The organism is Corynebacterium sp. HMSC075D04, from assembly GCF_001815635.1.
Classification (GTDB): domain Bacteria; phylum Actinomycetota; class Actinomycetes; order Mycobacteriales; family Mycobacteriaceae; genus Corynebacterium; species Corynebacterium coyleae.
The window spans coordinates 35,634-61,975 of sequence record NZ_KV821342.1; the positions used below are offsets into that span (position 1 = coordinate 35,634).

At 63.7% G+C, this 26,342-nt stretch carries 25 protein-coding genes; 12 read left to right on the forward strand and 13 right to left on the reverse strand.

From position 1 onward, the window contains the following. Window positions 1-8: 8 nt before the first annotated feature. From HMPREF3048_RS06800 to HMPREF3048_RS06825, 6 genes are read right to left on the reverse strand one after another with little or no spacing between them, the layout of a single operon-like run. The gene (locus HMPREF3048_RS06800) at window positions 9-656 is read right to left on the reverse strand and encodes a lipase chaperone (protein ID WP_070771662.1); all 648 of its coding nucleotides are present in this window, start codon (window positions 654-656) and stop codon (window positions 9-11) included. Between the two features lie 40 nt (window positions 657-696). Beyond that, entirely contained in the window at window positions 697-1,560 is an 864-nt protein-coding gene (locus HMPREF3048_RS06805) for a serine hydrolase (protein ID WP_210384761.1), read from the reverse strand. A gap of 2 nt (window positions 1,561-1,562) precedes the next feature. Continuing rightward, window positions 1,563-2,438, reverse strand: coding sequence for a serine hydrolase (locus HMPREF3048_RS06810; protein ID WP_083284827.1), 876 nt, complete (start codon window positions 2,436-2,438; stop codon window positions 1,563-1,565). Between the two features lie 22 nt (window positions 2,439-2,460). Then, complete coding sequence (gene purH / locus HMPREF3048_RS06815) at window positions 2,461-4,017, reverse strand: bifunctional phosphoribosylaminoimidazolecarboxamide formyltransferase/IMP cyclohydrolase (protein WP_070771665.1); 1,557 nt, start codon at window positions 4,015-4,017, stop codon at window positions 2,461-2,463. Next, window positions 4,014-4,595 (reverse strand): phosphoribosylglycinamide formyltransferase, encoded by a 582-nt coding sequence (purN, locus tag HMPREF3048_RS06820; RefSeq protein ID WP_371325687.1) that lies wholly within the window; start codon window positions 4,593-4,595, stop codon window positions 4,014-4,016. The genes purH and purN overlap by 4 nt, the downstream gene beginning before the upstream one ends. Window positions 4,596-4,605: 10 nt before the next feature. Next, window positions 4,606-5,844, reverse strand: coding sequence for a cell division protein PerM (locus HMPREF3048_RS06825; protein ID WP_092101891.1), 1,239 nt, complete (start codon window positions 5,842-5,844; stop codon window positions 4,606-4,608). 300 nt (window positions 5,845-6,144) lie between these two features. On the opposite strand from HMPREF3048_RS06825, the gene HMPREF3048_RS06830 reads away from it, so the two are divergent. Both HMPREF3048_RS06830 and HMPREF3048_RS06835 read left to right on the forward strand, forming a co-directional pair. Then, entirely contained in the window at window positions 6,145-6,870 is a 726-nt protein-coding gene (locus HMPREF3048_RS06830) for a M23 family metallopeptidase (RefSeq protein WP_070421437.1), read from the forward strand. A 289-nt stretch (window positions 6,871-7,159) separates the two neighbouring features. After that, window positions 7,160-7,858 (forward strand): M23 family metallopeptidase, encoded by a 699-nt coding sequence (locus HMPREF3048_RS06835; RefSeq protein WP_224212937.1) that lies wholly within the window; start codon window positions 7,160-7,162, stop codon window positions 7,856-7,858. On the opposite strand, the gene pcrA is transcribed toward HMPREF3048_RS06835, so the two are convergent. Then, window positions 7,855-10,167, reverse strand: coding sequence for a DNA helicase PcrA (pcrA, locus tag HMPREF3048_RS06840; protein ID WP_070421439.1), 2,313 nt, complete (start codon window positions 10,165-10,167; stop codon window positions 7,855-7,857). The genes HMPREF3048_RS06835 and pcrA overlap by 4 nt on opposite strands. 68 nt (window positions 10,168-10,235) lie before the next feature. On the opposite strand from pcrA, the gene HMPREF3048_RS06845 reads away from it, so the two are divergent. Next, window positions 10,236-10,529, forward strand: a complete 294-nt coding sequence (locus HMPREF3048_RS06845) for a chorismate mutase (protein WP_070483699.1) — start codon at window positions 10,236-10,238, stop codon at window positions 10,527-10,529. Window positions 10,530-10,556: 27 nt separating this feature from the next. On the opposite strand, the gene HMPREF3048_RS06850 is transcribed toward HMPREF3048_RS06845, so the two are convergent. Then, window positions 10,557-10,892 carry an antibiotic biosynthesis monooxygenase family protein gene (locus HMPREF3048_RS06850; RefSeq protein ID WP_070483701.1) on the reverse strand — a complete coding sequence of 112 codons (336 nt, stop codon included), beginning with the start codon at window positions 10,890-10,892 and terminating at the stop codon, window positions 10,557-10,559. Between the two features lie 118 nt (window positions 10,893-11,010). On the opposite strand from HMPREF3048_RS06850, the gene pgi reads away from it, so the two are divergent. The 3 genes from pgi to HMPREF3048_RS06865 are packed head-to-tail and all read left to right on the forward strand — an operon-like array spanning window position 11,011 to window position 14,798. Further along, a complete protein-coding gene (gene pgi / locus HMPREF3048_RS06855; RefSeq protein WP_070771685.1) occupies window positions 11,011-12,648 on the forward strand; it encodes a glucose-6-phosphate isomerase in 1,638 nt (545 codons plus the stop codon). Continuing rightward, complete coding sequence (locus HMPREF3048_RS06860; RefSeq protein WP_070771667.1) at window positions 12,648-14,135, forward strand: glutamate-cysteine ligase family protein; 1,488 nt, start codon at window positions 12,648-12,650, stop codon at window positions 14,133-14,135. Before pgi ends, HMPREF3048_RS06860 begins: the two co-directional genes overlap by 1 nt. Before the next feature lie 15 nt (window positions 14,136-14,150). Next, window positions 14,151-14,798: a DedA family protein gene (locus HMPREF3048_RS06865; protein WP_070570954.1), complete on the forward strand. Its 648-nt coding sequence runs from the start codon at window positions 14,151-14,153 to the stop codon at window positions 14,796-14,798. Between the two features lie 48 nt (window positions 14,799-14,846). Here HMPREF3048_RS06865 and HMPREF3048_RS06870 read toward each other — a convergent pair whose 3' ends face one another. Genes HMPREF3048_RS06870 through HMPREF3048_RS06880 form a run of 3 tightly spaced genes read right to left on the reverse strand, consistent with a single transcriptional unit; the run spans window position 14,847 to window position 16,844 of the window. Then, a complete protein-coding gene (locus HMPREF3048_RS06870; RefSeq protein WP_070421444.1) occupies window positions 14,847-15,095 on the reverse strand; it encodes a hypothetical protein in 249 nt (82 codons plus the stop codon). A 10-nt stretch (window positions 15,096-15,105) separates the two neighbouring features. After that, complete coding sequence (locus tag HMPREF3048_RS06875) at window positions 15,106-16,002, reverse strand: RelA/SpoT domain-containing protein (protein WP_070771668.1); 897 nt, start codon at window positions 16,000-16,002, stop codon at window positions 15,106-15,108. Between the two features lie 32 nt (window positions 16,003-16,034). Continuing rightward, window positions 16,035-16,844: a DNA-formamidopyrimidine glycosylase family protein gene (locus HMPREF3048_RS06880; protein ID WP_070771686.1), complete on the reverse strand. Its 810-nt coding sequence runs from the start codon at window positions 16,842-16,844 to the stop codon at window positions 16,035-16,037. Window positions 16,845-16,854: 10 nt separating this feature from the next. Here HMPREF3048_RS06880 and HMPREF3048_RS06885 point away from each other — a divergent pair, with 10 nt between their 5' ends. Then, entirely contained in the window at window positions 16,855-17,094 is a 240-nt protein-coding gene (locus tag HMPREF3048_RS06885; RefSeq protein WP_070771670.1) for a hypothetical protein, read from the forward strand. Window positions 17,095-17,169: 75 nt separating this feature from the next. Next, window positions 17,170-18,684, forward strand: coding sequence for an HNH endonuclease signature motif containing protein (locus HMPREF3048_RS06890; protein WP_070771672.1), 1,515 nt, complete (start codon window positions 17,170-17,172; stop codon window positions 18,682-18,684). Between the two features lie 10 nt (window positions 18,685-18,694). On the opposite strand, the gene HMPREF3048_RS06895 is transcribed toward HMPREF3048_RS06890, so the two are convergent. Next, complete coding sequence (locus tag HMPREF3048_RS06895; RefSeq protein ID WP_070771673.1) at window positions 18,695-23,368, reverse strand: ATP-dependent helicase; 4,674 nt, start codon at window positions 23,366-23,368, stop codon at window positions 18,695-18,697. 30 nt (window positions 23,369-23,398) lie between these two features. Between HMPREF3048_RS06895 and HMPREF3048_RS06900 the strand changes: the two genes are divergently transcribed. Genes HMPREF3048_RS06900 through HMPREF3048_RS06915 form a run of 4 tightly spaced genes read left to right on the forward strand, consistent with a single transcriptional unit; the run spans window position 23,399 to window position 25,747 of the window. Then, window positions 23,399-24,172: a 3'(2'),5'-bisphosphate nucleotidase CysQ gene (locus HMPREF3048_RS06900; protein ID WP_070771675.1), complete on the forward strand. Its 774-nt coding sequence runs from the start codon at window positions 23,399-23,401 to the stop codon at window positions 24,170-24,172. 3 nt (window positions 24,173-24,175) lie between these two features. Further along, window positions 24,176-24,973 carry a thymidylate synthase gene (locus HMPREF3048_RS06905; protein WP_070421449.1) on the forward strand — a complete coding sequence of 266 codons (798 nt, stop codon included), beginning with the start codon at window positions 24,176-24,178 and terminating at the stop codon, window positions 24,971-24,973. A gap of 11 nt (window positions 24,974-24,984) precedes the next feature. Beyond that, on the forward strand, window positions 24,985-25,461 hold the full coding sequence (locus HMPREF3048_RS06910) for a dihydrofolate reductase (protein ID WP_070771688.1): 477 nt from the start codon (window positions 24,985-24,987) through the stop codon (window positions 25,459-25,461). Between the two features lies 1 nt (window position 25,462). Further along, window positions 25,463-25,747 carry a mycoredoxin gene (locus tag HMPREF3048_RS06915; RefSeq protein WP_070771677.1) on the forward strand — a complete coding sequence of 95 codons (285 nt, stop codon included), beginning with the start codon at window positions 25,463-25,465 and terminating at the stop codon, window positions 25,745-25,747. Between the two features lie 25 nt (window positions 25,748-25,772). Here the strand turns inward: HMPREF3048_RS06915 and HMPREF3048_RS06920 are convergent, their stop codons facing one another. Continuing rightward, window positions 25,773-26,249 carry a GNAT family N-acetyltransferase gene (locus HMPREF3048_RS06920; RefSeq protein ID WP_070771690.1) on the reverse strand — a complete coding sequence of 159 codons (477 nt, stop codon included), beginning with the start codon at window positions 26,247-26,249 and terminating at the stop codon, window positions 25,773-25,775. Between the last annotated feature and the right edge of the window lie 93 nt (window positions 26,250-26,342).

Sequence of the window (26,342 nt, forward strand, 5' to 3'; positions counted from 1 at the left end):
GTTTCCTTCTACTGCTCGCTGATGAAGACGGAGGCGTTGTTGCCGCCGGTGCAGCGGAAACCGCCCTGCGCTGGCGAGCAGGACATCATGTAGTACTGGCCGGTCTTCGGGCTCAGGCTACGCAGCGAGGTCGGCGTCTTTCCGTGCTCCGCGTAGTACGCGCGGAAATCATCACCTACGGCACGCGCGAAGCCCTCAGTTGTGACGGACGTTTCCGGCACGCCAACCCCGAAGGTACGGTTCTTCCGGTCAGTGTCTGGCTTTGCCGACGACGGTGCCGCCGATGGCTTTGCGCCGTCAGTCGCGACCCCACCTGGAGCACGCGTCGACGTTTCCACAACAGTGGAGGTCACCGGCTCCTTGGAGCCACTGGACGATCCGCCAAAGCTCCACGCGGCGAACGCGCCAAGGACCGCCAGGAGGGCAACGGCGAGCACGCCAATGATGATGTAGAGCACCCGGTTCGATGACTTCGGCTCTTGTGGGCCGGGCGCCGGCGCGTACGCAGGTTGGCTCCACTGCTGCTGTTCCCAACTTTGCGCCGGGAACTGCTGGGTGGGCATATGCTGCTGTGGTTGTCCCCACTCGTCGTATTCGGATGGTTTCGGGGTGTATGCCGCCCACTCATCGTTGGGGTTGGCATTTGGGTTCGACATCGTGGAATCTCCAAGCTACGGGGGTGTTTGTCCCCGCAGTCTATCGTCCAGCCTCCGAACAGTCAGGATTTGGCGAGCCCAATTGCAGCTCGAGCACAGCGTTTGTGAGATCAGTTGCCATCAATTGGGCCGTCGCATAGGTGCCGTCGGCGGGCGAAACTGTCAGCGCGATGCCGTAGCCGTTGTACAGGCCGAGCTGGCGCACGGTGTACTTCCCGTCGTCCCCCGGACCCCAGCCACCTTTGAAGGCAACATCCGGCAAAACCCCCAGACCGTAGCGCTGCTCCGGCACTACCTTGCGCATCATGTCGAGTACCTCGTCGGCCCCCGCCACACAGCGCAGGTTGGAGGCGAACACTGCCTGCTCACGAGTGCCCCATCGCGTTTGACCGAAAGCCGTGAATCCAGGCCTGAGCACAACGGTGTTCATCGGGAGATCTACTCCTGCTTCACGCAGCACTGCTTCTACCTCCGCAGGCTCAACCGTCGCCCACAGTGTTTCTGCTGCGAAGTTGTCTGAGGCGGTAATCGCAGACTCCGCAACCGGAAGTAGCGAAGGGTCTTTGCGAAGCGCAGCGACCGCGATCGGAACCTTCGAAGTTGACCACGCTACCTGCGGATCTTGTTCCGGCGATCCTACTGCGTCCCGGCCGTCAGACACCGCGAGCTCTGCCGTTCCCCCGTATTGAGCAACCACGGCATCGACTGCTGCTTGGAGCTGCGGTTGCAACTGCTCCAGAACAGGCGCGGGGACGGGCGAGGGTGCGAGTGAACTCGGCGTAATTACGTGGGTTGCCGTCACAGTTTCCGTCGCTGGTTCTGAGGCCCGCTCCCCTGCCCCGCACGCGCTGAGCGCAAGCCCAGCGGCGACCAGCGCTGCAGCAAACCTCAGTCGCGGCGTCATGTTTAGCAGCGGGCCGTCGGCAGATCGCCGCGCATTGCTGCGATGCCGTCCGCCAGCTCGTTGAGCATGGCGAAACTACCCTCGTGCCCCTTCGGGCTGTGCACGGTGATCGCCACTGCGATATCCCCGTTCGGCCCAGGGATGAGGCCAAACTGGCGGGCGAGGTGCCCGTTCTCGTAGTAGTTCCAGCCGCCCTTGAAGCGTGCACCAGGGATGCGCCCTACACCCCAGCGCTGATAATCGACGACGCGCCCCATCATGTCCAGCACCGGCTCATGCCCCTTCACGCAGCGCAGGCCCGATGCAAACGCCGCCTGGTCGCTGGTGGTCCACAGCGTGCCCATCTGGTATCCCGCGGAGTTGGTGGTCCGCGATCCTGCCTCGGCGATGATGCCGTCGAGTTCCGCGCCCGATACCTGGCCAAACATACGGTGCGCGGCAGGGTTATCGGAGCGGGTCACGGCGACCTCAGCATCCGGGTAGGCTGCCGGGCTCTTGCGCAGCGCACCAATAGCCACCGGGACCTTCATAGTGGAAAATGCCGGCTCCGGGCGGTTATCCCCTGCGGTAATGCCACCGACAGATGCTGTCGCGCGGCCACCATGTCGCGCAACAACGTCGCGCACAAGCTGATCAAGCTGCGCTTGAACCTCCGTGGCACTCTTGCCCGTCGGCTGTCTCTTCGCGGCGGCCGGTGCCGTCAGCGGCAACGGCAGGTGGATGGCTCGCTGCACTTGCGGCGGCAGTTGCTTGTAGGTCTGCACAATGGCCGGGCCTACAACCGGGATCTGATCAATCGCGGAGTAGGTGGGAATGGCCGGCAGGCCCGGAAGCGAAATACCTGCGGTGAGCGCAAGCGCGGCGAGCTTGGAGGACACGGAGGTACTCTCCTTCAGAGGGTTAGTGGGCGAAGTGGCGGGTGCCGGTGAGATACATGGTCACGCCGGCTTCCTTGGCTGCAGCGATGACTTCCTCGTCACGGATGGATCCGCCGGGCTGGACAACGGCCTTCACACCGGCGTCTGCAAGCAACTGGAATCCGTCGGCAAACGGGAAGAACGCGTCGGAGGCTGCCACGGCACCGTTGGTGCGGTTGCGGCCCTCGTCCAGTGTGTTCGCGCGGTCAACGGCCAGCTTGGCCGAATCGACGCGGTTGACCTGGCCCATGCCGATGCCCACCGATGCGCCGTCGTTGGCAATCAGGATGGCGTTGGACTTCACGCAACGCACCGAGCGCCACGCGAACTCAAGATCGGCGAGGGTCTGCTCGTCGGCAGCGTCGCCGGCAACCAACTTCCAGTTGGCGGCGGCGTCGCCGTCGGCCTGGAACTGGTCGCGCTCCTGGACCAGCCAACCACCGGTGATCTGCTTGCGTTCCTCGGTGAGTTGCTCCGGGGTGACCTCCAGCAGGCGCAGGTTCTCCTTCGTGCGCAGCAGCTCGAGTGCTTCCGGCGCGAAAGACGGGGCGATGACCACCTCGGTGAAGATCGGGTGGATCTGCTCTGCAAGCTCAAGGGTAACCTCGCGGTTCGCAGCGATCACGCCGCCGTAAGCAGAGACAGGGTCGCAGGCGTGTGCCTTCTTGTGTGCATCCGCGATGGACTCGTCGGAAACTGCGAGACCACACGGATTGGCGTGCTTGATAATCGCGACGCACGGACGGTTGTGATCCCAAGCCGCACGCCATGCGGCGTCAGCGTCCTGGTAGTTGTTGTAGCTCATTGCCTTGCCGCCGTGCTGCTTCGCAGCGGCAATGCCCCAGCCGTCGCTTTCCAGGCGGGCTGCCTGGTGCGGGTTCTCGCCGTAGCGCAGTTCCGTGGTCTGCGCACCAGACGCAGCCTGGGATGCAGCCTGGCTCTCGAGCTGGGAGGCGAGCCAGGAGGACACGGCGGCGTCGTAACGCGCAGTGTGCGTGAACGCCTCGAGGGCGAGCTCGCGGCGCTCGTCGAGCGTAAAGCCACCGTTCTTCACGGCCTCCACAACGTCGGCGTAGCGCTTCGGGGAGGTCACAACCGCGACAGACGGGTGGTTCTTGGCTGCCGCGCGCACCATCGACGGACCACCGATATCGATCTGCTCGACGCACTCGTCAAAGTTGGCACCTGAGGCGACGGTTTCCTCGAACGGGTACAGGTTGACCATGACGAGCGAGAACGGCTCGATGCCCAGCTCCTCAAGCTGCGCCTTGTGGTCGTCCTTACGCAGGTCTGCCAGGATGCCCGAGTGCACGCGCGGGTGCAGCGTCTTCACACGGCCGTCGAGTACCTCCGGGAAACCGGTGACCTCTGCGACCTCGGTCACCGGCACGCCTGCGTCTGCAATGCGCTTCGCGGTGGAACCGGTGGAGACGATTTCTATGCCGGCTTCGCCCAACGCGCGAGCCAGATCCTCCAGCCCCGTCTTGTCGTAGACGCTGATCAGCGCGCGCTTGATTTCCCGCTTCGCGGCATTCGTCATGAGAAAAGGACCTTTCCGTTTACTACTTGGGCGTTATGGAGCAGTTCCACGATCTGCTCGCGCTCGACCTTCTTGATGCGCTCGTGCAGCGTGGAGGTGGTGTCGTCCGGCAGCACCTCAACGGCTCGCTGGGCGATGATCTCGCCGCTATCCAGTCCGGAATCGACGTAGTGGACGGTGCAGCCGGTGACCTTCACACCGTATTCCAGAGCATCCCGGACAGCGTGTGCGCCCGGGAATGATGGCAGCAACGACGGGTGCGCGTTGATGGTTCGACCTTCATACTTCTCAAGGAAGGGCTTGCCCAGGATGCGCATGAAGCCTGCCGAAACGACAAGGTCTGGCTTCACGGACGCAAGCGTGGCGGCAAGTTTTTCGTTCCACGCGTTGCGGTTGGTTTCCATTGGCACCACTGCGGTGCGGATACCCGCGTTCTTCGCACGTTGGATCGCTGGGCAAATTTGATCCGCCACCACAATGTCGATGCGGTAGCGACCTTGCGCATTGTCGATCATGGATCGCAGCAACGTACCCGTTCCAGAGACGAGCACAGCAATTGATTTCACTGAATCACTCACGCGAAGCAGTCTAGCTGTCAGTGTTCGCAGGTGTGCGTTGCCTTAGCGCAGCTACCCCCAACACGGTTGCACCGGTGACGGCAACCCATACAAATAGCAGTAGCGCCAGCACCCAAGGGTCCACGCCGATGACCCCATAAGCGCCTGCTTGCCCTGAGGAGAAGACGCCTGCGGCCGCGCCGAATAGGGCGCACCACGTGGCAGTTGCTGCAATAGCAGTCAGAGACACTTGCTTTGCGACGAAGTAATGCACCAGCACCGCCGCCGGCACCACCAACAGCACCGGCGCCCACGCGGGCACCTCCGCCGGGATCGCACCAAACAGGGGCAGGGGTGGGTACGGGATCTGGACTGCGTCGAAGAGGTTTATCGAACCGGCACCGTAGGTAAAGGACCCGCCGAGCATGACCGACAGCGCCCCGATAGCCGCATTTGGCAGGTACGCCACACAGAGCACGAACAGGCCGATACCGCCGCCCCACCCGAGGGATGGGTACTGGCCGAGCAGTTCGCGAACCTCACCAAAACCTGCAACGAGGAACGCAAGGTAGATCACTGCGGCTGCACTCAGCAGGCGTACAACGATCTTGCCTGCAGCCTCACCTGCATCAACGGTTTCCGCGGGAACCCCCGCACGCTTCGCGAGCGCATGCCACACCACGTTGCGGATTCCGATGCAGTAACCAATGAGGTGCAAGATGACCGGGCAAAGCAGCGCGGCCACGGGGTGTGGTGCGGCCACCGGATAGACGGCCGACGCGTCAGCGACCATGAACAACGCGATGCCGCTGAACACCAGCGCAAAGCCGATGACAAGACCAAGCAGCACGAGGAGGTCCAGGATGCTCACTCGTCCCGCCGTAGCCGCACGGATGCGGCGCGCCACGAGTGCGACAACACCGATGGCTGGCAAAAGGGGTACGGCGGCGAGCTCGATGTCGTCGATACGCACTGGCACTCCATGGAAGACGAACCAGCTCTCCCCCACCGCGGCAGGCAGGTAGGTCAGGCGCCAACCTGCGATGAGGATGACGGCAAAGCACACCACAAGCAGCCCGAGCCCGACGACAGCATTCGGCACAGCGACATACGGCAGGTAGTGCTTGATCCGCTCTTCGGTCGTCTCCGGGACCTTTGCGGGGGCAGACCGCTTCTTAATACCGGTGATCTTGCGCTTGGACATGCTGGCGTTGCGCGCGCGGCGCCCGCTTGTCGACGACGCCGGGCGTGGTTTCGGTGTGGTGCTCATCCCCGCCAACTCTGCCACTCCTCACCCCCACTTCTGGGGAAGGACACCCGATCTTCCAATTTGCCCCACCCGTCCGGAGAGTCACACCATTCACATACGACTACACATGACGTGGATGCAACCGGGATGTAACACTGCGAAGACAGCGAACGATTAAGACAATTTTCAGATTCATCTTGCCCCGATGAAACCAATTCGTTACAGTAACCACTCGTAGATAACAGGAAGGTTACGATTCCCCTGCCGGAAACAGCACTAGCAGGGGGAATTCGGGCCAACGGGAAATCTCAAAGAGGGCACATGTTCATTTCGAAGAAGCAGGGCGGCAAGCACCGTAAGCAGACGCCGAACACGGGTCGCGCAGCTGTCGTCGCCGCCGCCACTGGCGCGGTTTCCACCGCCGGCTTCTCCGGCCTCGCCGCAGGCGCTCTCACCTCGGACAAGAGCCAGGACGCGGATTACTCCATCCAGCTCGCAGCCGATACCGACGAAATTGCCGGCACCCCAGACAGCGACGCCGCAACCCCGCAGATCCTGGCGATCGCGGAGTACAAGCCGGTTGAGAACCTTACCGACCAGCTCAACAAGGCAGTCCAGCACTCTGACGAGGTCGCTCGCCAAGACGAAGCAGCACGTGCCCCGCTGGTCGTCCGCCCGGCCGACGGCGCTTACACCTCCGGCTTCGGCATGCGCTGGGGTTCGATGCACTCCGGCATCGATATCGCCAACGTGGAAGGCACCCCGATCCGCGCAGTTGCCGATGGCACTGTGATCGACTCCGGCCCGGCCCAGGGCTACGGCCAGTGGATCCGCATCCGCCACGAGGACGGCTCCATTTCCGTCTACGGCCACATGCAGTCTCTGTACGTAGGCGTCGGCGAGCAGGTCCATGCCGGCCAGGACATCGCCGGCATGGGTTCGCTGGGCTTCTCCACCGGCTCGCACCTGCACTTTGAAATCTGGCCGGACGGCGCAACCGCTGTCGACCCGGAGCCTTGGTTGGCCGCACGCGGCATCCAGCTCTAGGCCACACACAGACTTCTGCCCCGCTTCGGCGGGGCTTTATCATTGTTGGGTGTCCAACTTTTCGGAGCATGCGGGGGTACACCATCCACCCCCACAGGCAATTAACATCCGCAACAAATTTCACTTCAGTAACATCGCACCTGCCTGCAGCGATACCACATATCTACACCCAATTAGAACAAACGTGCAGGTCACGCCATTGCTTCGCGGGTGGACACACGTTAAATTGACCTGCTGTGCGCGTAGCCAAAGCTGCGCCGAACCAGACCTGCGTAGAGAAGGTAAAACTGTGAAAACCAGTCGTATGTTCCCCGGTGCCTCCGTGGCAGCCGCTGCAGCATTGGCGCTGACGCTTGTAGCGTCGCCAGCGCACGCACTGACCCTCACTGTCGGTGGCGCACCTATCGGCAACCAGGGCGACGCCTTGGGCGCCCTTGCAAAGGCTGCAGACGCCATCCTGGACAACGGTGCAACCGTGACCGCCGGCGGCTACAAGATCGTGTACGACCCGCGCGCCCTCGATGCGCCGCTGTCGGCCGCGTTCGCTCCTGCCGATGGCACGGACTGGGTCGCACCGCAGCGCGGCCGCACCGCAGATGGCCGCACCGTGGTCATGCCGGCGTCTGGCCGCTACACCTCCGGTTACGGTCCACGCTGGGGCACGTTCCACCGTGGCATCGACATTGCCAACACGGAAGGCACCCCGATCTACGCGGCAATGGACGGCACCGTCACCGCAGCAGGTCCGGCGCAGGGCTTTGGCAACTGGGTCGTGATCAAGCACGACGGTGGCGAAGAGACCGTCTACGGCCACATGCGTTACTACGACGTGCAGGTCGGCCAGCGCGTCAAGGCGGGCCAGAAGATCGCCTCCATCGGCAACGAGGGCTACTCCACGGGCCCGCACCTCCACTTCGAGGTCAAGCCGGACGGTGTGAACCACGCCGACCCCGAGGTCTGGCTGGCCCAGCAGGGTATCCGGATCTAAAGCTTTTCCATCGGCACCCCGCCGATGGTCATCAGCCTGACGGTGCCAGACGACCCGAAATCGATTGTCACCGTCTCCCTCACGCCGGAACCTTCCACGGTGAGGACCGTGCCCAACCCGTACTTCGCGTGGTTGACGCGGTCTCCGGCCACTAAGTTCAAATTCTTGTGCACCGTCTGTTTCGGTGCACGGCGCGCAGAGCGCATCTGCGTGCGTGGACGCGAGGGCGAGCCCCACGCATCCGCGTTGAAGGAGCGCTCCGGTTCCAACCTGCGCCAGTCGATGAGGTCCTCCGGGACCTCTGCGAGGAAGCGACTGGCCGGGTTGGTTACCGGAGAGCCCCACGATGAGCGCAGCATCGCACGCGTCAGATATAGCCGCTCGCGGGCGCGCGTAATCCCCACATACGCCAGGCGACGTTCCTCGGCGAGCTCCGCTGGATCCCCCAACGCACGCAGGTGTGGGAACTGTCCGTCCTCCCAGCCGGTAACAAACACCACCGGGAACTCCAGGCCCTTTGCAGTGTGCAACGTCATCAACGTGACCACGCCCTGCTCGTTGTCCGGCAACTGATCCGCATCAGCGACGAGCGAAACCTTCTCCAAAAACGCCTGCAGTGATCCCGGCGCGGGTTCGCCTTCCTGCATAACCTCGTCGATTTCTTCATCGGTCATGTACGCCATCTGGTTCGCAGCGTCCGAGGAGAACTCACGGGCGACAGAGACCAACTCGTTGAGGTTGTCCAGGCGCGCCCCGTCCTGCGGGTCGTTGGAGGCTTCAAGCTCTGCCTTGTAGCCGGTGGCATCAAGCACCTGGGCGACCAGTTGCCCGAGGTCTGGCATGCCGGTGACCTCATTGACCATGTTCGGCATGTCCTGGCGGAGCCCCCTCATCATGTCCACGAAGCGGGTAATGGAGTTCGTGGCGGCCTTGGCCAGCATGTCCACGTTGCCCTCAGTGGCGTCGATAAGCGAACGCCCAAAGCTTTGATTGTTTTGCTCCGAGTGCAGCGCCACCATGGCTTGCGCCTTGTCGCCAATGCCGCGTTTTGGCACGTTGACAATGCGCCGCATGCTCACCGTGTCGTCCGGGTTTTCTAGCACCTTCAGGTAAGCAACGATGTCGCGGATCTCGCGGCGCTCGTAGAAGCGGGTCCCGCCGACTACCTTGTACGGAATACCCGAGCGGATGAAAATGTCTTCCAACGCGCGCGAGGCGTTGTTGGTGCGATACATCACTGCGATATCCGAGTACGGCACGCCGCGATCCGACAGGGCATCGATTTCCGTGGCGATGAAGCGGGCCTCGTCGTGCTCGTTGTCCGCGACATAGCCGACGATCTTCTCCCCCGTGCCGTGGTCAGTCCACAGCTTCTTCGGGCGGCGGCCCTCGTTCTGCGCGATGACAGCGTTCGCGGCACTCAAGATGTTCTGCGTGGAGCGGTAGTTCTGCTCCAGCATGATCGTCTCCGCATCGGGGTAGTCGCGCTCGAACTCCTCGATGTTGCGGATCGTCGCGCCACGGAAGGCGTAAATGGACTGGTCAGAATCGCCCACCACCGCCAGCTCGGGCGCGTCGGGGCCGTCGCCCACCAGGGTGTGGATGAGTTCGTATTGAGCGTGGTTGGTGTCCTGGTATTCGTCGACAAGCACATGCCTGAAGCGACGCCGGTAGTACTCCGTAACCTGCGGATGCGTCTTGAAGATGCGGACTACCTCGCCGATCAGATCGTCGAAATCGAGCGCGTTGGATTGACGCAGGCGGCGCTGATATTCCGCGAACACGTTCGCCACCGTGGTCTCGAACGGGTTGTGGGTGCGTTGCGCCTGTGCTTGCGCCTGGTCCGGATCCACCAACTCGTTTTTCAGATTCGAAATCGCGTTGGCCAGCACGCGCGGCGAGAACTTCTTCAGATCCAAGTTCATGTCTTTGCCGATCATGCCGAGCAGGCGACGTGAATCGTCCGAATCATAAATAGTGAAGTTGGTGTTTAGCCCCGGCACCAACTGAGCCTGCTGGCGCAGAATACGCACGCACACCGAGTGGAACGTGGCCACCCACATGCGTTCCGCCTCAGGTCCGACGAGTTGGCCGACGCGCTCCTTCATCTCCGCTGCGGCCTTATTAGTAAAGGTGATGGCAAGGATCTGCCACGGCGCCACCCCACGGTTTTGCAGCAAATAGGCAATGCGGCGGGTCAGCACCGCAGTTTTGCCGGAACCAGCGCCGGCGACGATAAGCAGCGGGCTACCTTCGTGCACGACGGCCGCCTGTTGCTGCGGGTTCAGGCCAAGGGTCACATCAGTCATGGCAGTCACTGTACTAACGCCGCCGACACGACCCTGACCGTGTGTTCGAACTGGCATAATCTACTGCCATGAGTGAGCTTGAAATCCGCATGCCATCCGGCACCGACGATCCCCTTTCGGACGCGGAGATCCAGGAATACCGCAAGGAAATCGACCGACTTGACCGCGTCATCCTCGACGCAGTGAAGCGCCGCAGCCAGATTTCCGCCGCGATTGGTAAGACACGCATGGGCTCGGGCGGCACGCGTCTTGTCCACACTCGCGAGGTGGCCATCATTAACCAGTTCCAGGACGAGTTGGGCGAGGAAGGCCCCGGCCTGGCACAGATCCTGCTGCGGCTCGGCCGGGGCAAGTTGGGTTAACGCACTTGGGGCTAGCGCTCCGGACGGCTAGTCCTGCTCGGTGGAATCGAGCACGACCTCAAATTCCAGCAGTTCAGCAGACTGTGACACCGGCTTGCGCGGGGCCTCACCGTTATCGCCGCCCTTGTCGCTTTCAGCGTGCCCGGCGCGGCCTGCGCCTTCCCACCAGGCGTTGTAGGACTCCTCGTCGGCCCAGCGGGTGACCACGAAGTAGCGCTCCTCCCCCTTGACCGGGCGCAGAAGCTGGAAGCCTTCGAAGCCGGGCTGGGAGTCGATGGCGTGCTTGCGGGCAGCGAAGCGGCGCTCGAGTTCCTCGCCGGCGCCTTCGGGGACAGTAATCGCGTTGATCTTGACGATGCTCATGGGCGCCATTATCCAGATTTGCCGGGTGGTGGGGTGTTACCCGGAAGGCACGACAGGTTTTGACTACCGTAGTTTGCATTGAACGCTGGAGATGATCACCGCCGCCTGGGAGGCTGCAATGCACGACATTACGTCCGCACCGAGCTGGAAAAAGCTCGAAAAACTCCATGCTGAAACGTCTCGCACGACGCTGCGTGATCTGTTTCGGGCCGACGCGCAGCGCGCCGAGCGCTTCACTTTCGACGCCGCCGGTTTGCACGTGGATCTGTCGAAGAACCTGTTCAACGGGCGTGTCATGGAGGCGCTGATTGCACTTGCCGACGACGCCGACCTGACCGAACGCATCACTGCAATGTTTTCGGGCGAGCACCTCAACACCACCGAGGACCGGGCTGTGCTGCACACCGCGCTGCGCGCCCCGGCGGATCGGGCGCTGATCGTCGACGGCCAGGATGTCACCGCTGACGTGCACGATGTGCTGGAGCGCATGAGTGCGTTTGCGGAGTCGGTGCGCTCTGGCGATTGGCTCGGCCACACGGGCAAGCCGATTACCAAGGTGGTCAACATCGGCATCGGCGGCTCCGACCTGGGGCCAGCCATGGCTGCTCAGGCGTTGCGTACCTACGCGGATGCTGGGGTGAGCGCGGAGTTCGTCTCCAACGTGGATCCGGCCGATATGACCCGGGTGCTCGCTGACGCTGACCCGGAGCAGACGCTATTTATCGTCGCCTCCAAAACGTTTACTACGCAGGAAACACTGTCTAACGCGCATGCGGCGAAGCGCTGGCTGCTCGAGGCTTTCGATGGCGACGACACCGCGATTGCGAAGCACTTCGTGGCCGTGTCCACCAACGCGGAGAAGGTCGCCGAGTTCGGCATTGACACGAACAACATGTTCGGCTTCTGGGACTGGGTTGGCGGCCGCTACTCGGTGGATTCCGCAATCGGCCTGTCGCTGATGGTGGTCATCGGCCCGGAGCGTTTCCGCGAGTTCCTCGCCGGGTTCCACGCGATGGATGAGCACTTCCGCACCACCGATTTCGAGCGCAACGTGCCTGTACTCATGGGGCTGCTCAACGTGTGGTACCGCAACTTCTACCAGGCCCAGACCCATGCGGTGTTGCCGTACGCGCAGGACCTCGCCCGCTTCCCGGCGTATCTGCAGCAGTTGACCATGGAGTCCAACGGCAAGCGCACGCGTATCGACGGCACCCCGGTCACCTATGACACCGGCGAAATCTTCTTCGGCGAGCCCGGCACCAACGGCCAACACGCCTTTTTCCAATTGATCCACCAGGGCACCACACTGATTCCGGCGGACTTCATCGGCTTTGCCAAACCACGCGCTGATCTGCCCACCGCCACCGGCGAAGGCTCCATGCACGACCTGCTCATGGGTAATTTCTTCGCGCAGACGAAGGTGCTGGCGTTTGGCAAAACCCAGCAGGAAATCGAAGCAGAAGGTGTCCCGCATGCACTTGCGCCGCACAAGGTTATGCCTGGCAACCGCCCCACCACCACGATCCTGGCGGAGGAACTCTCCCCGCACTCCCTCGGCGCGTTGATTGCGTTGTACGAACACATCGTGTTCGTGGAGGCCGCCATCTGGGGCATCAACGCCTTCGACCAGTGGGGCGTGGAGTTGGGCAAGGCTCAGGCCAATGACCTCGCCGCTGCCGTTGCGGGCGAGGAAGAGCCCGCCTCCGGCGACCAATCCACCGACAACCTCATCACCTGGTACAGGGAGCACCGCTAATGGGCGACGCCATCTCATCCGAGTCCTACACGCCACGCCAGCGCACCACGTACCGCCGTCGGCTCGAGGATGAGCTGGAGCGCTTCGACCGGCACCTCCAGGGCGCCGAGTTCGTCGATCACGGCACGATCGGGCTGGAGTTGGAGCTCAATCTTGTCGACGACACCATGCTCCCCCACCCCAACAACCAAGCCGTGCTCGCGCTACTTGATAGCGAGTACCAGGCCGAAATCGGCGCCTACAACGTGGAGATGAACCACCCACCCTTGGATATTCAGGGCCAAGGGCTAGCGGAGCTGGCTAGTGGCGTGGAGAAGCGACTTGCCCGCGTGCGCGAGGCAGCGCAGCAAGCTGGGTCGCACCTTGCGATGATCGGCACACTGCCCACGATGACCTCGCAGTTTCTCGACAGCGACGAGTGGATGACGCAGGAAAACCGCTACGCCGGACTGAACAACTCGATCCTGGAATCGCGCGGTGAACTGGTCAAGATTGACCTGCGGGGTGACGAGAAATACACCCACTACTTTGAGACCATCGCCCCCGAATCCACCTGCACATCCATGCAGCTACACCTCCAGGTGGCACCAGACCGGTTCGCGGAAGCGTGGAACGCTTCCCAAGCCATCGCGGGTGTGCAGGTCGCGCTCTCAGCAAACTCACCGCTGTTCCTCGGCCACAAGGTGTGGCACGAGTCGCGCATCCCGGTGTTCAAACAGTCCATCGATACACGCACCAAAGAACTGATCAACCAAGGCGTGCGCCCGCGTGTGTGGTTCGGCGAACGCTGGATCACCAGCGTCTTCGACCTGTTTGAAGAAAACGTGCGCTACTTCTCCCCGCTGCTGCCCGAGGGCCGCGCCGACGCAGGCACCCCGTTCATGAACGGCGACAACCCCGGCCTGCACTACCTCAACCTGCACAACGGCACGATCTGGCGCTGGAACCGGCCCATCTACGATCCGGCGGGCGAACTCAGCCACATCCGCGTGGAAAACCGCCTGCTTCCCGCTGGCCCGACCGTCAAGGACATCGTTGCCGACGCTGCGCTCTACTACGGCCTGGTCAAAGCCCTAAGCAACCAGACCCGACCTGTGTGGTCGCGCCTCACCTTCGACGCCGCAAACCGTAACTTCCTCGCCGGCGCCAAGCACGGCATCAACGCCGAGATGGAATGGCCGACGTTGGGTTCGGTTCCGGTACGTGAGCTCGTCGAGAAGCATCTGCTCGACCTCGCCTACGAGGGGCTGCGAGCCCTTGACGTGGACCAATCCTGCGCAGACGAATACCTCGGCATCATCGAGGGCCGCGTGCGCACCGGCCAAAACGGGGCGACCTGGCAACTCGACGCCCTGAGCCGCGCCGCCGCCGGATCCAAACCCGCCACCAGCGAACGCGCCGAAGGCCTCGCACGGGTTTTGCGGCAGTACATCAAAAACTCCCAGGCAGACGCGCCGGTGCACACTTGGAACCTTGAGGTCGAATAAGGCAAGATAGGCCCAATGCAGAGCATCATCGACTGGATCGTCGGCCTAATGGAAACCCTTGGCGCCCCCGGTGTCGGCATTGCGATCCTCTTGGAGAACCTCTTCCCACCCATTCCGTCCGAGGTCGTACTGCCGCTGGCAGGCTTCACCGTCGCGCAGGGATCCCTGAACATGGTCAGCGTGTTCATCTGGTCCGTGCTCGGCTCCGTCATCGGCGCATACATTCTCTACGGCGTCGGCGCCTGGCTCGGCCTGGAGCGCCTGCGCAAGATCGCCGATTGGATGTGGCTCGTGCGCGCCTCCGACGTGGACGCATCGATGGACTTCTTCAACAAATACGGCAAACCCAGCGTGTTCATCGGTCGCCTCATCCCGGGTGTGCGTTCCCTGATCTCCATCCCAGCAGGCCTAGGCAACATGAACCTTCTCACCTTCGGCCTGTGGACCACGCTTGGCTCCGGCATCTGGAACGCCATCCTGATCTACCTGGGCTACATCCTCGGCGACAACTGGGAAAAGGCCACCGAGTACGCGGACACCTACTCCAACGTCATCTACGTCGTGCTCATCCTGATCATCCTCGGATTCCTGGTGTTCTTCATCCGCCGCGCGCTCAGCGACTGGGAGGCGAAAAAGGCTGACACTGCGGACACCACCAAATAACCCGCTCGAGGGCGACCGATCACGAAAGTGACGGTCGCCCTCTCCCCTTTAAGAAACCTTCTCGCCTTGCGCCCAATACGAAGCAACATCGGGAAGTTCATCGACCGCGAAGTATCGGGAGTGCGTAACCTTCAAGTCTTCTAAGGACGGCGCCCCGATCACAACAATCTCGACATCTGGATTGTCGTTGGCCTGTTCTTCCTCAAGCCGCTGCAGGATCGCATCACGTACATCCGCATACTCTTTCATCCGAAGCGCGCCGGTCTTGCGGTTGAACACCATAAGGAAGTGCTTCATCGTCTCCCCCTCACTCTTCTACCTCGTACGAACTGAGACGTTGCGATAGGGCTCGCAAAGATTCAATGAGGCTCAGAATACTCGAGGCATGCTGACTCGTAGCAGTCTCCGAGTACGACAATGCTCGAAAAGCTTCCGCCCGCAATTCATGCAGCCTCGAGTTCAATGGCAGACCCATCGGGATATTCGCTAACTGCTTCATCGAGTTCGAACTACTCCGACGCGTCGCTGCTCGTTGCCGTTCCATATGGTGAATATCACGCGCAATCGCAACTAGCGCATCAAAAACCCTGGCTCGCTCTTTATTCCCTGGCCGCGCATCGCTTTCGTATCGGATCTTTCGCCCAGTTTTGTCCGCTAACTTTTCAAAGGTGTTCGCCCACTCCGACTGGAGCAAGGTTCGCATTTGGAGTTCGACATTACCCGCAGCCGACTGAACCACCAGATGAATAGCCCGGTAACCCCCGGGCTGCGCACGGGCGATATAGTCACGCTCAATCACACGATGCCCCTCTGCCCGCAGCACCTGCTGCAGCTCCCATGAGAGATGGCGCAAATCGTCGTGCAACACGTTGGCCGTAATTCGAGCCCCGGCGAAATCCCACATCCGGCCGAGTTGAACCTTCTTCGTTTTGTCCTCATTCGACCGTCTGATTTTGTCACCAATAGTCGCCTGCGATTTCACTCGATAAGCACTGACAATGTCCGGACTTTGGTTTTCCTGGCCAAAAAGTTCCTGCGCAAAACCTGCACAGGCAGCAGCAGTCCGTCGAGCTAACTCGTCGTGCCAGATAATCATCTCCGCGGCTTCCGCAGGAACACTGGCACTACCAGCGAAATATTCTCCGAGCCGGCCGATTTCTCGCTTCTCCCACGGACGTTTTTCTCTCAAAAATTCAAAGTCCATATCTCGCCCCCCTTTTCCAGAAATGGAATATATCAGGGCTCCGGCTGACACCGCGGACACCACCAAATAACCCGCTCGAGGTCGCCGTCGCCGCCGAGAAATCCCTTCTCAATGAGCGTGCCGCAGCGCCTACACGGCTTGTTGTTGCGGCCGAACACGTAACTCGTCTCCCCCGCCCGCTTGATCCCAGTGGTCACGCGGACGGGGGCGTCTTTATTCGCCCACATCAGCCGTCGCGCAAGACGCACATGCTTTTCGACGTCCACCTCCCCCACCCGTTCCCTCGGGTGCGTACCCGCGAGGAAGTTGATCTCCGCGCGGTACTCGTTCCCAATGCCGGCAAGATTGCGCTGATCCAGCAGGGCACGTCCGATTTCGAGGTTCGGCTGTGCCTCGATGCGCCTGACTGCCTCCGCCAGGTCGAAATCCGGATCGAGCAAATCCGGACCGAGATACCCCATCTCCTGCTCGTATTGGCGGGCTGGGAACACCCGAACGAGGCCGAGCCAAAAGCCGACGAGTTCGATGTCGGGCTGGGGGTCGTCGCTAAGCGAAAGCACCACGCGAGCCGCATGAGCGGGCTTCTTCCAGCGTGTTCCGGCGCGATGTATCGACCACGTGCCCTCCATTTTGAGATGCGTGTGCAGGATCTGCGCCTGGTGACCGTCTTTGGCGAACTGCATGAAGAGGTGCTTGCCGCGGGGCCAAACGCGCTCGCAGATCATGCCCGTGAAATCGACGGTGGCATAGCGCGGGACGCGGATGCTCGTGGATGTTACTTCGCGGTTTTGCATCCACTGCAGGCGCTTAGACAGCTGATAGACCGAATCACCTTCAGGCATAGTGGAGCCCATGTTCCGCTTTTTACGAAACATTTTCAACAGTGTGGTCAATGCCGGGCCGACCCCGGAGGAGTCGCTCGTCGGCTTCTTCCCCGACATGGACGCCGCAATCGAGTGGGCGCGCGGGGTGCTCGCGGAGACCGGCACCGCCCCAGAGGCCGAGTATGTGCGCGCGGTGAAGGACGTGCGCGAGGCGAATCCGCGACTCGGACTTGCGGCGGCAGCGCACCTGGTCAAGCAGTTGCAATAGAACGGGTGTTCGAACGTTTGATTGTCACATCGAGCGCGTTGATAGATTGACCCTCAACTACTTGAAGGAGGGAACATGAACAACGTGTCTCGGCTCGTTGACCAGGTCGTAGACAGCCTGACGCAATTGCGCCTGCTTTTCGACGACCCCACGTCCCTCCCCTTCACTACCATCGCCCGCGACATCGCACGCCTCGAACAAGCTATGGATAAGAAGGCCTACGTCGACGCCTCCTTCGCCCACGCCTGCGTGCTCGCCGACGCCGGCAAACTCGTCGGGGCGAACTACCCGGACGCCTACCTCATGGAGACGTTGGGCATCTCCAAGGGCGAGGCCTACAACCGGCTCGCCCGAGCCAAAGCCATGTTCGCCCCGCCCCCGCCGCCCGAGCCCGACCTGGACGATTTCCTCGGGGACCTGTTTGGCACCGGCGATGAGCCGACCGATGAGGAGCGCGCCGCCGCCGAAGAAGCCGCCCGCAAGGCCGCCGACGAGGAAGCCGAGCGTCGCCGCAAAGACCAGGAGGACGCCCGCCGTCGCGCCGGCGAGGTCCCCGCCGCCAAGCAGGACATCATCCGGCGAGAACTCGACAAACTGCTCAAGGCCGCCGAGGGCGAACGCATGAGCATCTACGCCCGCGCCATGGAGGAAGCGAAGACACGCAGCGAAAAGGACCTGCGGCTATTTGTGAAGCGCCTCGTGGACAAGGCGAACAAGCCACACGCAAAGAAGAACCCCAACGCTGGCTTTGAAAAGCGCGAGGCTACCCTGGGCAAGGAAAACTCCGACGGCACCTACGACGTGCGCCTTCACATGACCGCAGGCGACTACGCCCTCTACAAAGCACTCACCGACAAGGGGCTCGCACCAAACTCCAACATCCCGGCTGAACACCAGCAGGACCGCGACCCCCGCACCCGCGGCCAGCGCCGATACGACCAGTTCATGGACATCATGCGCCAATACGAACACGGCGAGCAGGCCGCCAACGGCGGTGCCGCCTCCGTGGTGGTCTCGGTGACGCTGGACGATCTTGCCGACGCCGACGCCACCACCCTGTTCCAAACCAACGTCGGCGTGGAACTCAACGCCTTCGACCTGGTACGCCTCGGCATGGACGGCACCTCCGACTTCTTACTCACCGTCGACGGCCTCACCGGAGTGCCGCTGCACCTGGGCAGGTCGAAACGGCTCGCGTCTGTTGCGCAACGCATCGCCATGTTCGCCATCCAAGGCGTGTGCTCATGGGCCGGCTGCACCACCGCCATGAGCGAGTGCGAAGCCCACCACATCATCTCCTGGCTGCGGTACGGCAGCACCGACATCACCAACCTCACCGGCCTGTGCCCCACCCATCACCGGTGCAACAATGACCACCGGGACGGCTCCTTTAACAAGGGCTACATGGATTACGACCCCACAACCGGCACCGCCGTGCTGGTCAAGGCCGACGGCACCCGTCACGTAAACACCACAGACCCCGCCATGCACTCGGCGGTCAACCGAATCCGGGCGAAACGGACCCGGATGGCGGGGCAACCGCCGGGGACCACCCACCGGCCGGTACCCCGCGTGCCGCTACGGCCCTAAAGCCTGGACCCTAGTCGTCAAAGGTGAGCCCATCCGCTGGGCCACCCAAATCAGACCCGCCTTCCGGTCCCTCCGCACCGTCTAGCTCTCCCAGCGCCTCCGTTATGCTGCGCCCGCGCCGCTTCGGGGGTGCCGAGGCACGCTCTCCGATCTTCGCCCCCTTGTGGGTCACCGTCGCCCCGAAGTCTTTCAGAGAAAAGGCAGGACCGCCGTTAAGCTTTTCCACGCTCAACGGCTGCATGCGGCCGGCCCGGACCGCTTGAGTCAGGGCATCGACGACCAACGGCATCGGGTCCCCTACCCCGTCGGGGAAGAAATCGAAGAAGGTGGTCATGGTTCTCCCGCCGCGGGTGATGTGGGCGGCTAAGAGGCCGTCGACAAGCACCACCATGGCACCGGCCGCACGGGTCGGCCCCTGCGCCGGCCACGGCAGCGCCGCCCCGTACGAGTTCGCCGGGTCGGTGGCGGCCAGCACGTGCACCTGCGGATCGCGCGCACCGGAGGGCCAGCCCACCACGTCGTCGGTGTCCTGGTGCCCGCGCAGCCGATCGATGGTGGCCGGGGTGGAAAACTGCGAGGCCCCAAGCCCCTCCACGAGGTAGCCGCGCATCGCCTTGCCTGATTCCTCAAAACCAGACAAGGTTTTGTAGGCCAGCGCGAACCCGCCCAGGATGTCCTCGGCTACCACCGAACCGCGGGTGACCACCCCGTAGCGGTCCAGCAGCGACTCCCCTAAAGCCACCGAGCGACGCGTGGGGTCGCTATCAGGCGTGGGCGTGAGCGACCAACGGCCCACCATGTCGGGCGGGACCGTCGACGCGAACGAGGTCCGCCCCGAGCGCACCCTGCTTCGCTGCGGCCTGCGACGCGCCCGGTGCGCCGTCCTCCCGCCCGCCAACCGGGCCCGGATCGGAGCAAACGAATCCGGCGCGAGGAAACCGGCCTCGACCAGATCCCACATGGCCTCGCGCAGCTCCTCGGTTGTCGTCGAGGGCTCAAGCAGGTCCCCGAACAAGAACCCGCCGCCGCGGCGCACCTTCTCCATCACCTGGGATTGGGTCAGCGACAGCAGGGGTTCCTCGACCTGCGGCATGAGTTGGGCCGCGTAGTCGGTGGGCAGCAGCATGATCCACGGGTCACGCGCCCCTGCCTTGCCGGCGCCGACGATGGCGACCTCGCCGTTGGCGGTGAGCTCGTCAAGCATCGCCGGCGAGTAGTCGCCAACACGGGACGGGAAGATGTGGGACTCCCAGGCACTTGCGGGCAGGCGCACCCCGGCGAGCTGCTCGATCACCGAGTAAACCCCGTCGGCGCCCCGCAGCGCCGGCGTGACCCCCACCGGAGCGACGTTTGACCACGAAGGCAGAAAACGCCCATACGCAGACTGCGACACGGGCCGGGTCTGGGCGCGCGCCGCCGCCAGCGAGCGCGACCGGATGATGCGCAGCACCTCGGCGGCGACGTACTCCTGCTCCTCGACGCCCTGCCGGTAGCGGCCCTCGATGACCTTGTCCTTGTCCACCAGCGGCATCAGCGCTGCATGCGCCGCACCGACGGCCAGCCCGAACGCGTCGGCAAGGTCGCGCAACACAAAGGGCCCGCGGGTGCGCACCCAACGCCCCACCAGTTGCGTCAGAGCGTCAGGGATGGTTTGCACCTGGGCGGGGACGCCGGGCGGGACGGGCACGCCGAGGCCGTCGCGAAGCAAGGGCGCATCCAGGACTTGGGCCACGTGTTCGCGCCCGCCGATGCGCACCAGCATCATGCGTGCCCCCAGGGACTGCTCCAGGGAGGTCAGGGGAACCGAGGTGTAGGTGGGCAGGTCGTCGATAGGCACGGGCCCCACGAAGCGCAGGGTGTCGGCGAACTGCTCGGAAGTTTCCGCGCGGCCCACCCGGCGCAGCGAGGCGTCGACCTCCGCGATGATGTCCGCGTCGAGCAGTTCGCGCAGCTCGACGGTGCCCAGCAATTTGGCCAGCAGGGACGGGTCCAAGGACAGCGCCGCGGCCCGCTTCTCGGCCAGCGGGGTGTCGCCCTCGTACATGAACGCGCCGGTGTAGTTGAACAGCAGCGAGGAGGCGAACGGGCTCGGCTGGTCGGTGGTCACCTCGGCGATGCGCACCCGGCGGGTATTGATGTCGCGCATCACCTCCTGCAGGGCGGGTAGGTCGTAGACGTCCTGGAGGCACTCGCGCACCGTTTCCAGGATGATCGGAAACGACGGGTAATTCCGGGCCACATCCAACAGCTGCTCGGCACGCTGGCGCTGCTGCCACAGGGGTGCGCGCTTGCCGGGGTTGCGGCGCGGCAGCAGCAGGGCGCGGGCGGCGCACTCGCGGAACCGGGAGGCAAACAGGGCCGAATTGCCCACCTGTTCGGTGACGATGTCCGCGATCTCGTCGGCGTCGAATTGGAAGATCGCCCCGTCGGGCTCCCTCTCCCCTTGCGGCAGGCGCAGCACGATGCCGTCGTCGCCCGCCACCGCCTGGGCATCCATCCCGGTTTCCTGGGCGACCCGCCACCCGGTGGCCAGCGCCCACGCCGCGTTGACACCCTTGCCAAACGGAGTGTGCAGCACGACGCGCCAGTCGCCTAACTCGTCGGTGAAGCGCTCCAGCACGAGGGTTTTCTCGTCGGGGAGGATGCCGGTGGCCTCCTCCTGCTCGTCGAGGTATTGCAGCAGGTTGATACGCGCGCGCTCGTCCAAGCTTTCGTCCAAAGCATTTCTTGCTTCTCGACGAAACGCCCCCAGCGCCTTACCTAGCTCGTAGGGCCTGCCCAGCCCGTCGCCTGTCCAGAACGGCAGGCGTCCGGTGTGTCCGGGCGCCGGGCTGACCTGCACCTGGTCGCGGGTGATGTTTTCGATGCGCCACGACGAGGCGCCGAGGGTAAACACGTCGCCGACGCGGGACTCGTAGACCATCTCCTCGTCGAGCTCGCCGACGCGCCGGGGTGCTTTGCTTCCCTCTTCCTGCGAGCTTGCGAGCAGGAAGACGCCGAACATGCCGCGGTCCGGGATGGTGCCCGCGTTGGTCACCGCGACCCGCTGGGCGCCGGGGCGTGCCTTCAAGACAGTGCCCTCGAGGATCGCTCGGGGCCGCAGCTCGGCGAAGTCGGTGGACGGGTAGACGCCGATGACCAGGTCGATCACCGAGTCGAACACCTCGCGGGCAAGGTCACGGTACGGCCAGGCGCGGCGCACCGTGTCGTACCACTCGTCCACATCCAGGTCCTCCACCGCGACGGCCGCTACGGTCTGCTGTGCAAGCACGTCCAAGGGGCTTCGCGGGGTGTGCAGCTCCTCGATGAGGCTCTGGCGCATCCTGGGCACCGTCACCGCGGTTTGCACCAGGTCGGAGCGGTGCTTCGGGTAGAACGTGCCCTCGGAGACCGCCCCCACGGTGTGCCCGGCGCGGCCCACGCGCTGCAGTCCGGAGGCCACCGACGGCGGGGATTCCACCTGGATGACCAGGTCCACCGCACCCATGTCGATGCCCAGCTCCAGCGAGGAGGTGGACACCACCGCGCGCAGGGTGCCCTCTTTCAGCATGGTTTCGGTCTGGGCGCGCTCGTCCTTGGACACGCTGCCGTGGTGGGCGCGCGCGATCACGGTCGCGGCGTGGCCTGCGGTGTCCACCGACTTCATCAGCTGCGCCGGCGGGCGGCGGGTCTGTGGGGACAGCGCCTCCGGGTCGTGTTCCTTCGCCCAGAGTTCGTTTAACTGGCTGGTCAGGCGTTCCGCGGTGCGGCGCGAGTTGACGAAGACGATGGTGGACCGGTGGGCCATGACTTCGTCGTAAATCGCGCGCTCGATGTGGGGCCAGATGGAGTTGGTGGCTCCAGGCGGCGGGGCGTCCAGGGCGTTGTCCAGGGCGTCGTCGAGAATCGCATCGCCGATGGTGGAGGCGTCCTCGGGAACGGGCAGGTCGCTCATGTCGTCGACGGGCACGCGCACGTCGAGCTCCCAGCGCTTCTCCGCCGGCGGGTTGATGATCGTCGTCTTGGGGCCCAAAAAGTTGGCCACCGCCTCGATCGGGCGCACCGTGGCGGACAGTCCGATGCGCTGGAAGTTCCCGGCGAGGCGGCGCAGGCGCTCCAGCGAAAGCGCGAGGTGCACGCCGCGCTTGGTGCCGGCCAGGGCGTGGATTTCGTCGACAATGACCGTGTCCACCGTTTTCAGAATGCCCGCCGCCTTGGACGTGAGCATGAGATACAGCGACTCCGGCGTGGTAATCAGAATGTCCGGCGGCTTGCGCACCTGCCGGTTGCGCTCCGCCTGCGGAGTATCGCCCGAGCGCACCCCCACCGAAATGTCCGGCATGTCGCGGCCCAAACGCTGCGCCACCCGCGCAATGCCAGCCAGGGGTGCGCGGAGGTTGTTCTCCACATCCACGCCGAGGGCCTTCAGCGGCGAGATATAGAGGACGCGCACGCCGCCGTGGGTGGAGGTGTTCGCCCCATCGATGGGCAGCGCCTGCTGGCCGGCCCGCTCCACCAGGGAGTTCAGCGCCCACAAAAACGCCGCCAACGTCTTACCGGAGCCGGTCGGTGCGACGACGAGGGCGTTCTCGTCGTCGGAAATCGCGCGCCACGCCTGATCCTGCACCGCCGTGGGCGCTGCGAAGACATCCTGGAACCACCCCGCCACCTGCGGGTGAAAGCGGTCCAAGATCGAGCCAGTCATTTCGCCAACCTTAGCGGTAGAGTCGGGCACATGACTGCTGAGTACTCCGACTCCCGGCTGACCAACCTGATTGCGGAAGGCACGGGTGAAATCCTCAAAGGCATCCGCGGGGTGGGCCTGCTGCGTGGCCGCGAACTCGGCGAGACCGGCGACGACCTCGCCCAGGCCTGGATCGAACGGGTCTTGAGCCAGCACCGCCCCAACGACGGGTTCCTCTCCGAGGAAGCGTCCGACAACCCCACGCGTCTGGGCAAAGACCGGGTGTGGATCGTCGACCCGCTCGACGGCACCAAGGAGTTCGCGACCGGCCGGCAGGACTGGGCGGTGCATGTGGCGCTCGTCGAAAATGGCGTGCCCACCCACGCCGCCGTCGGGCTGCCCGACCTTGGTGTGGTGTTCAAGTCCTCCGACGTGCGCCACGTCTCAGGGCCGTTCGCCGGCAAGGTGGCCATGTCGCGCAACCGCCCGCCCGCCGTCGCCCGCTACGTCGCGGACGCGATCGGCTTCGAAACCGAACAGATCGGCTCCGCCGGCGCCAAAGCCATGCACGTGCTGCTCGGCGACTACGACGCCTACGTCCACGCCGGCGGCCAATACGAATGGGACCAGGCCGCACCCGTAGGGGTCTCGCTTGCGGCGGGCCTGCACGCATCGCGACTCGACGGCTCCCCGCTTCGCTATAACAACGACGACACCTATATTCCAGACATGCTTATTTGTCGCCCGGAGATTGCCGACGACATTTTGGAAGCCGCCGCCCGCTACCACGACGAACACGGCTCGTTCGAAGGAGTACTGAAGTAACCAATGGTCAAGACCCCATACGAGGACCTGCTGCGCGACGTGCTGGAAAACGGCACCGAGAAAGGTGACCGCACCGGCACCGGCACCCGCAGCGTGTTTGGCCGCCAGATCCGCTACGACCTCTCCGAGTCGTTCCCGCTGCTGACCACCAAGAAGGTCTTCTTCAAGGGTGTCGTCGGCGAACTGCTGTGGTTTTTGCGCGGCGATTCCAACGTGCGCTGGCTGCAGGACAATGGCATCCGCATCTGGAACGAGTGGGCCGACGCCGACGGTGAGTTGGGTCCGGTCTATGGCGTGCAGTGGCGCTCCTGGCCAACCCCGGACGGTGGCCACGTCGACCAGATCGCCGAGGCCCTGGCAACGCTGAAGCAGAACCCGGATTCGCGCCGCAACCTGGTGTCCGCCTGGAACGTGTCCGAACTGGACAAGATGGCCCTCATGCCGTGCCACCTGATGTTCCAGCTCTACGTCGCCGACGGCAAGTTGAGCATGCAGGTCTACCAGCGCTCCGCCGACATGTTCCTGGGCGTGCCGTTCAACATCGCCTCCTACGCACTGCTGACCCACATGTTCGCCCAGCAGGCGGGCCTTGAGGTCGGCGAGCTGATCTGGACCGGCGGCGACTGCCACATCTACAACAACCACATCGAGCAGGTGCGCGAGCAGCTCTCCCGCGAGGCCCGCGAGTATCCGCAGCTCAAACTGCGCAAGGCAAAGTCCTTGTTCGACTACGACTTCGACGACATCGAGGTCGTCGGCTACGACCCGCACCCCACCATCAAGGCGGAGGTGTCCGTCTAATGCAGGGCCCGATGTTGGGCGCGATCTGGGCGCAAAGCGTCGACGGCATCATCGGCGACGGCGAGGACATGCCCTGGCACCTGCCCGAAGACCTCAAACATTTCAAGGACACCACCAGCGGACACCCCATCATCATGGGGCGGCGCACTTGGGAGTCGCTGCCGGTCAAGCCGCTGCCGAACCGCAAGAACATCGTGTTGTCCTCGCGCGAGGCGGGCGCCTGGTCGCGCGGGGCGTCGGTCGTCGCCGACATCCCGGACCTCGAGGGCGATGCCTGGATCATCGGCGGCGCCCAAATCTACGCCGCCACCCTCGACGAGGTCGACGTCATCGAGCGCACGCTTATCGACGTCCACCCCGACGTCCCCAACTCCAAAGCCGTCCACGCCCCGCGTATCGACGACACCTTTGCCCTCGTTTCCGAAACGGAGTGGCTCACCTCGTCGACAGGCTTGCGCTACAAATTCCAACGCTTCGAAAGGATCTAACATGACCGTCACCGCACCCGAAACCAACGCCCACGTGACCATCTTCGCCGCCGACTGGTGCCCGTTCTGCCAGAAGCTGCGCCAGCGCCTCGACCGCACCGAAACCCCCTACGACCTCGTCGACGTCGAGGCCGACGGCATGGACGAGGTTAACGAGTGGATCAAGTCCGTCAACGACGGCAACCGCATCGTGCCCACCGTGCTCTTCTCCGACGGCACCCACGCCACCAACCCGGAGGCCTCGGCAGTGCGCGCCAAGCTGCGCGAGCTCACCGGCGAGGAGTAGGCCCGGAGAATCCTTCGGGGCCCTTCTACTCTCTCCGGTCCCAGCGGACTTCGCCGTCGACGACCTGCCCCGTGGGGACCAACCCTACGGTGGCGGCGACTCGCTGCGAGGCGATGTGGTCGGGGTGGATATGAGCGATGAGGTGCGTAATGCCTCGCTCCGCAAGATAGGTGGAAAGCAGTTTCACGGCTTCTTTGGCGTAGCCGTGCCCCTGCCACTGCGCCCCGATCACCCACGCGAGCTCCGTCGCACCGCCGTTGCGGGGCACGGTCGCTTGGACGTATCCGATCGGCTGCTTGCCCGCACCGAGCGTGACGACGAAATTGATCCACTCCTCGGCACCATCGCTGGATTCGCCTCGAGCCTGGATCGCGTACCGCCGCGCAAGCGCATCCACAGAGGGCGGCCCACCGCCTGTGAATGTGTAAAGGGTTCGATCCGAAAGCACATCAGCCATCTCGGTAGCGTCCTCGACGCGAAGTGGCCGTAATTCGATAGTCATCTTCACCACCCGCCATCTGACCTCGACGCCACACCAAACCCCTATTTGCGCCCCAGAGAGTGTCTGGTTCGGTGACATCGTTCCGCATGTCTC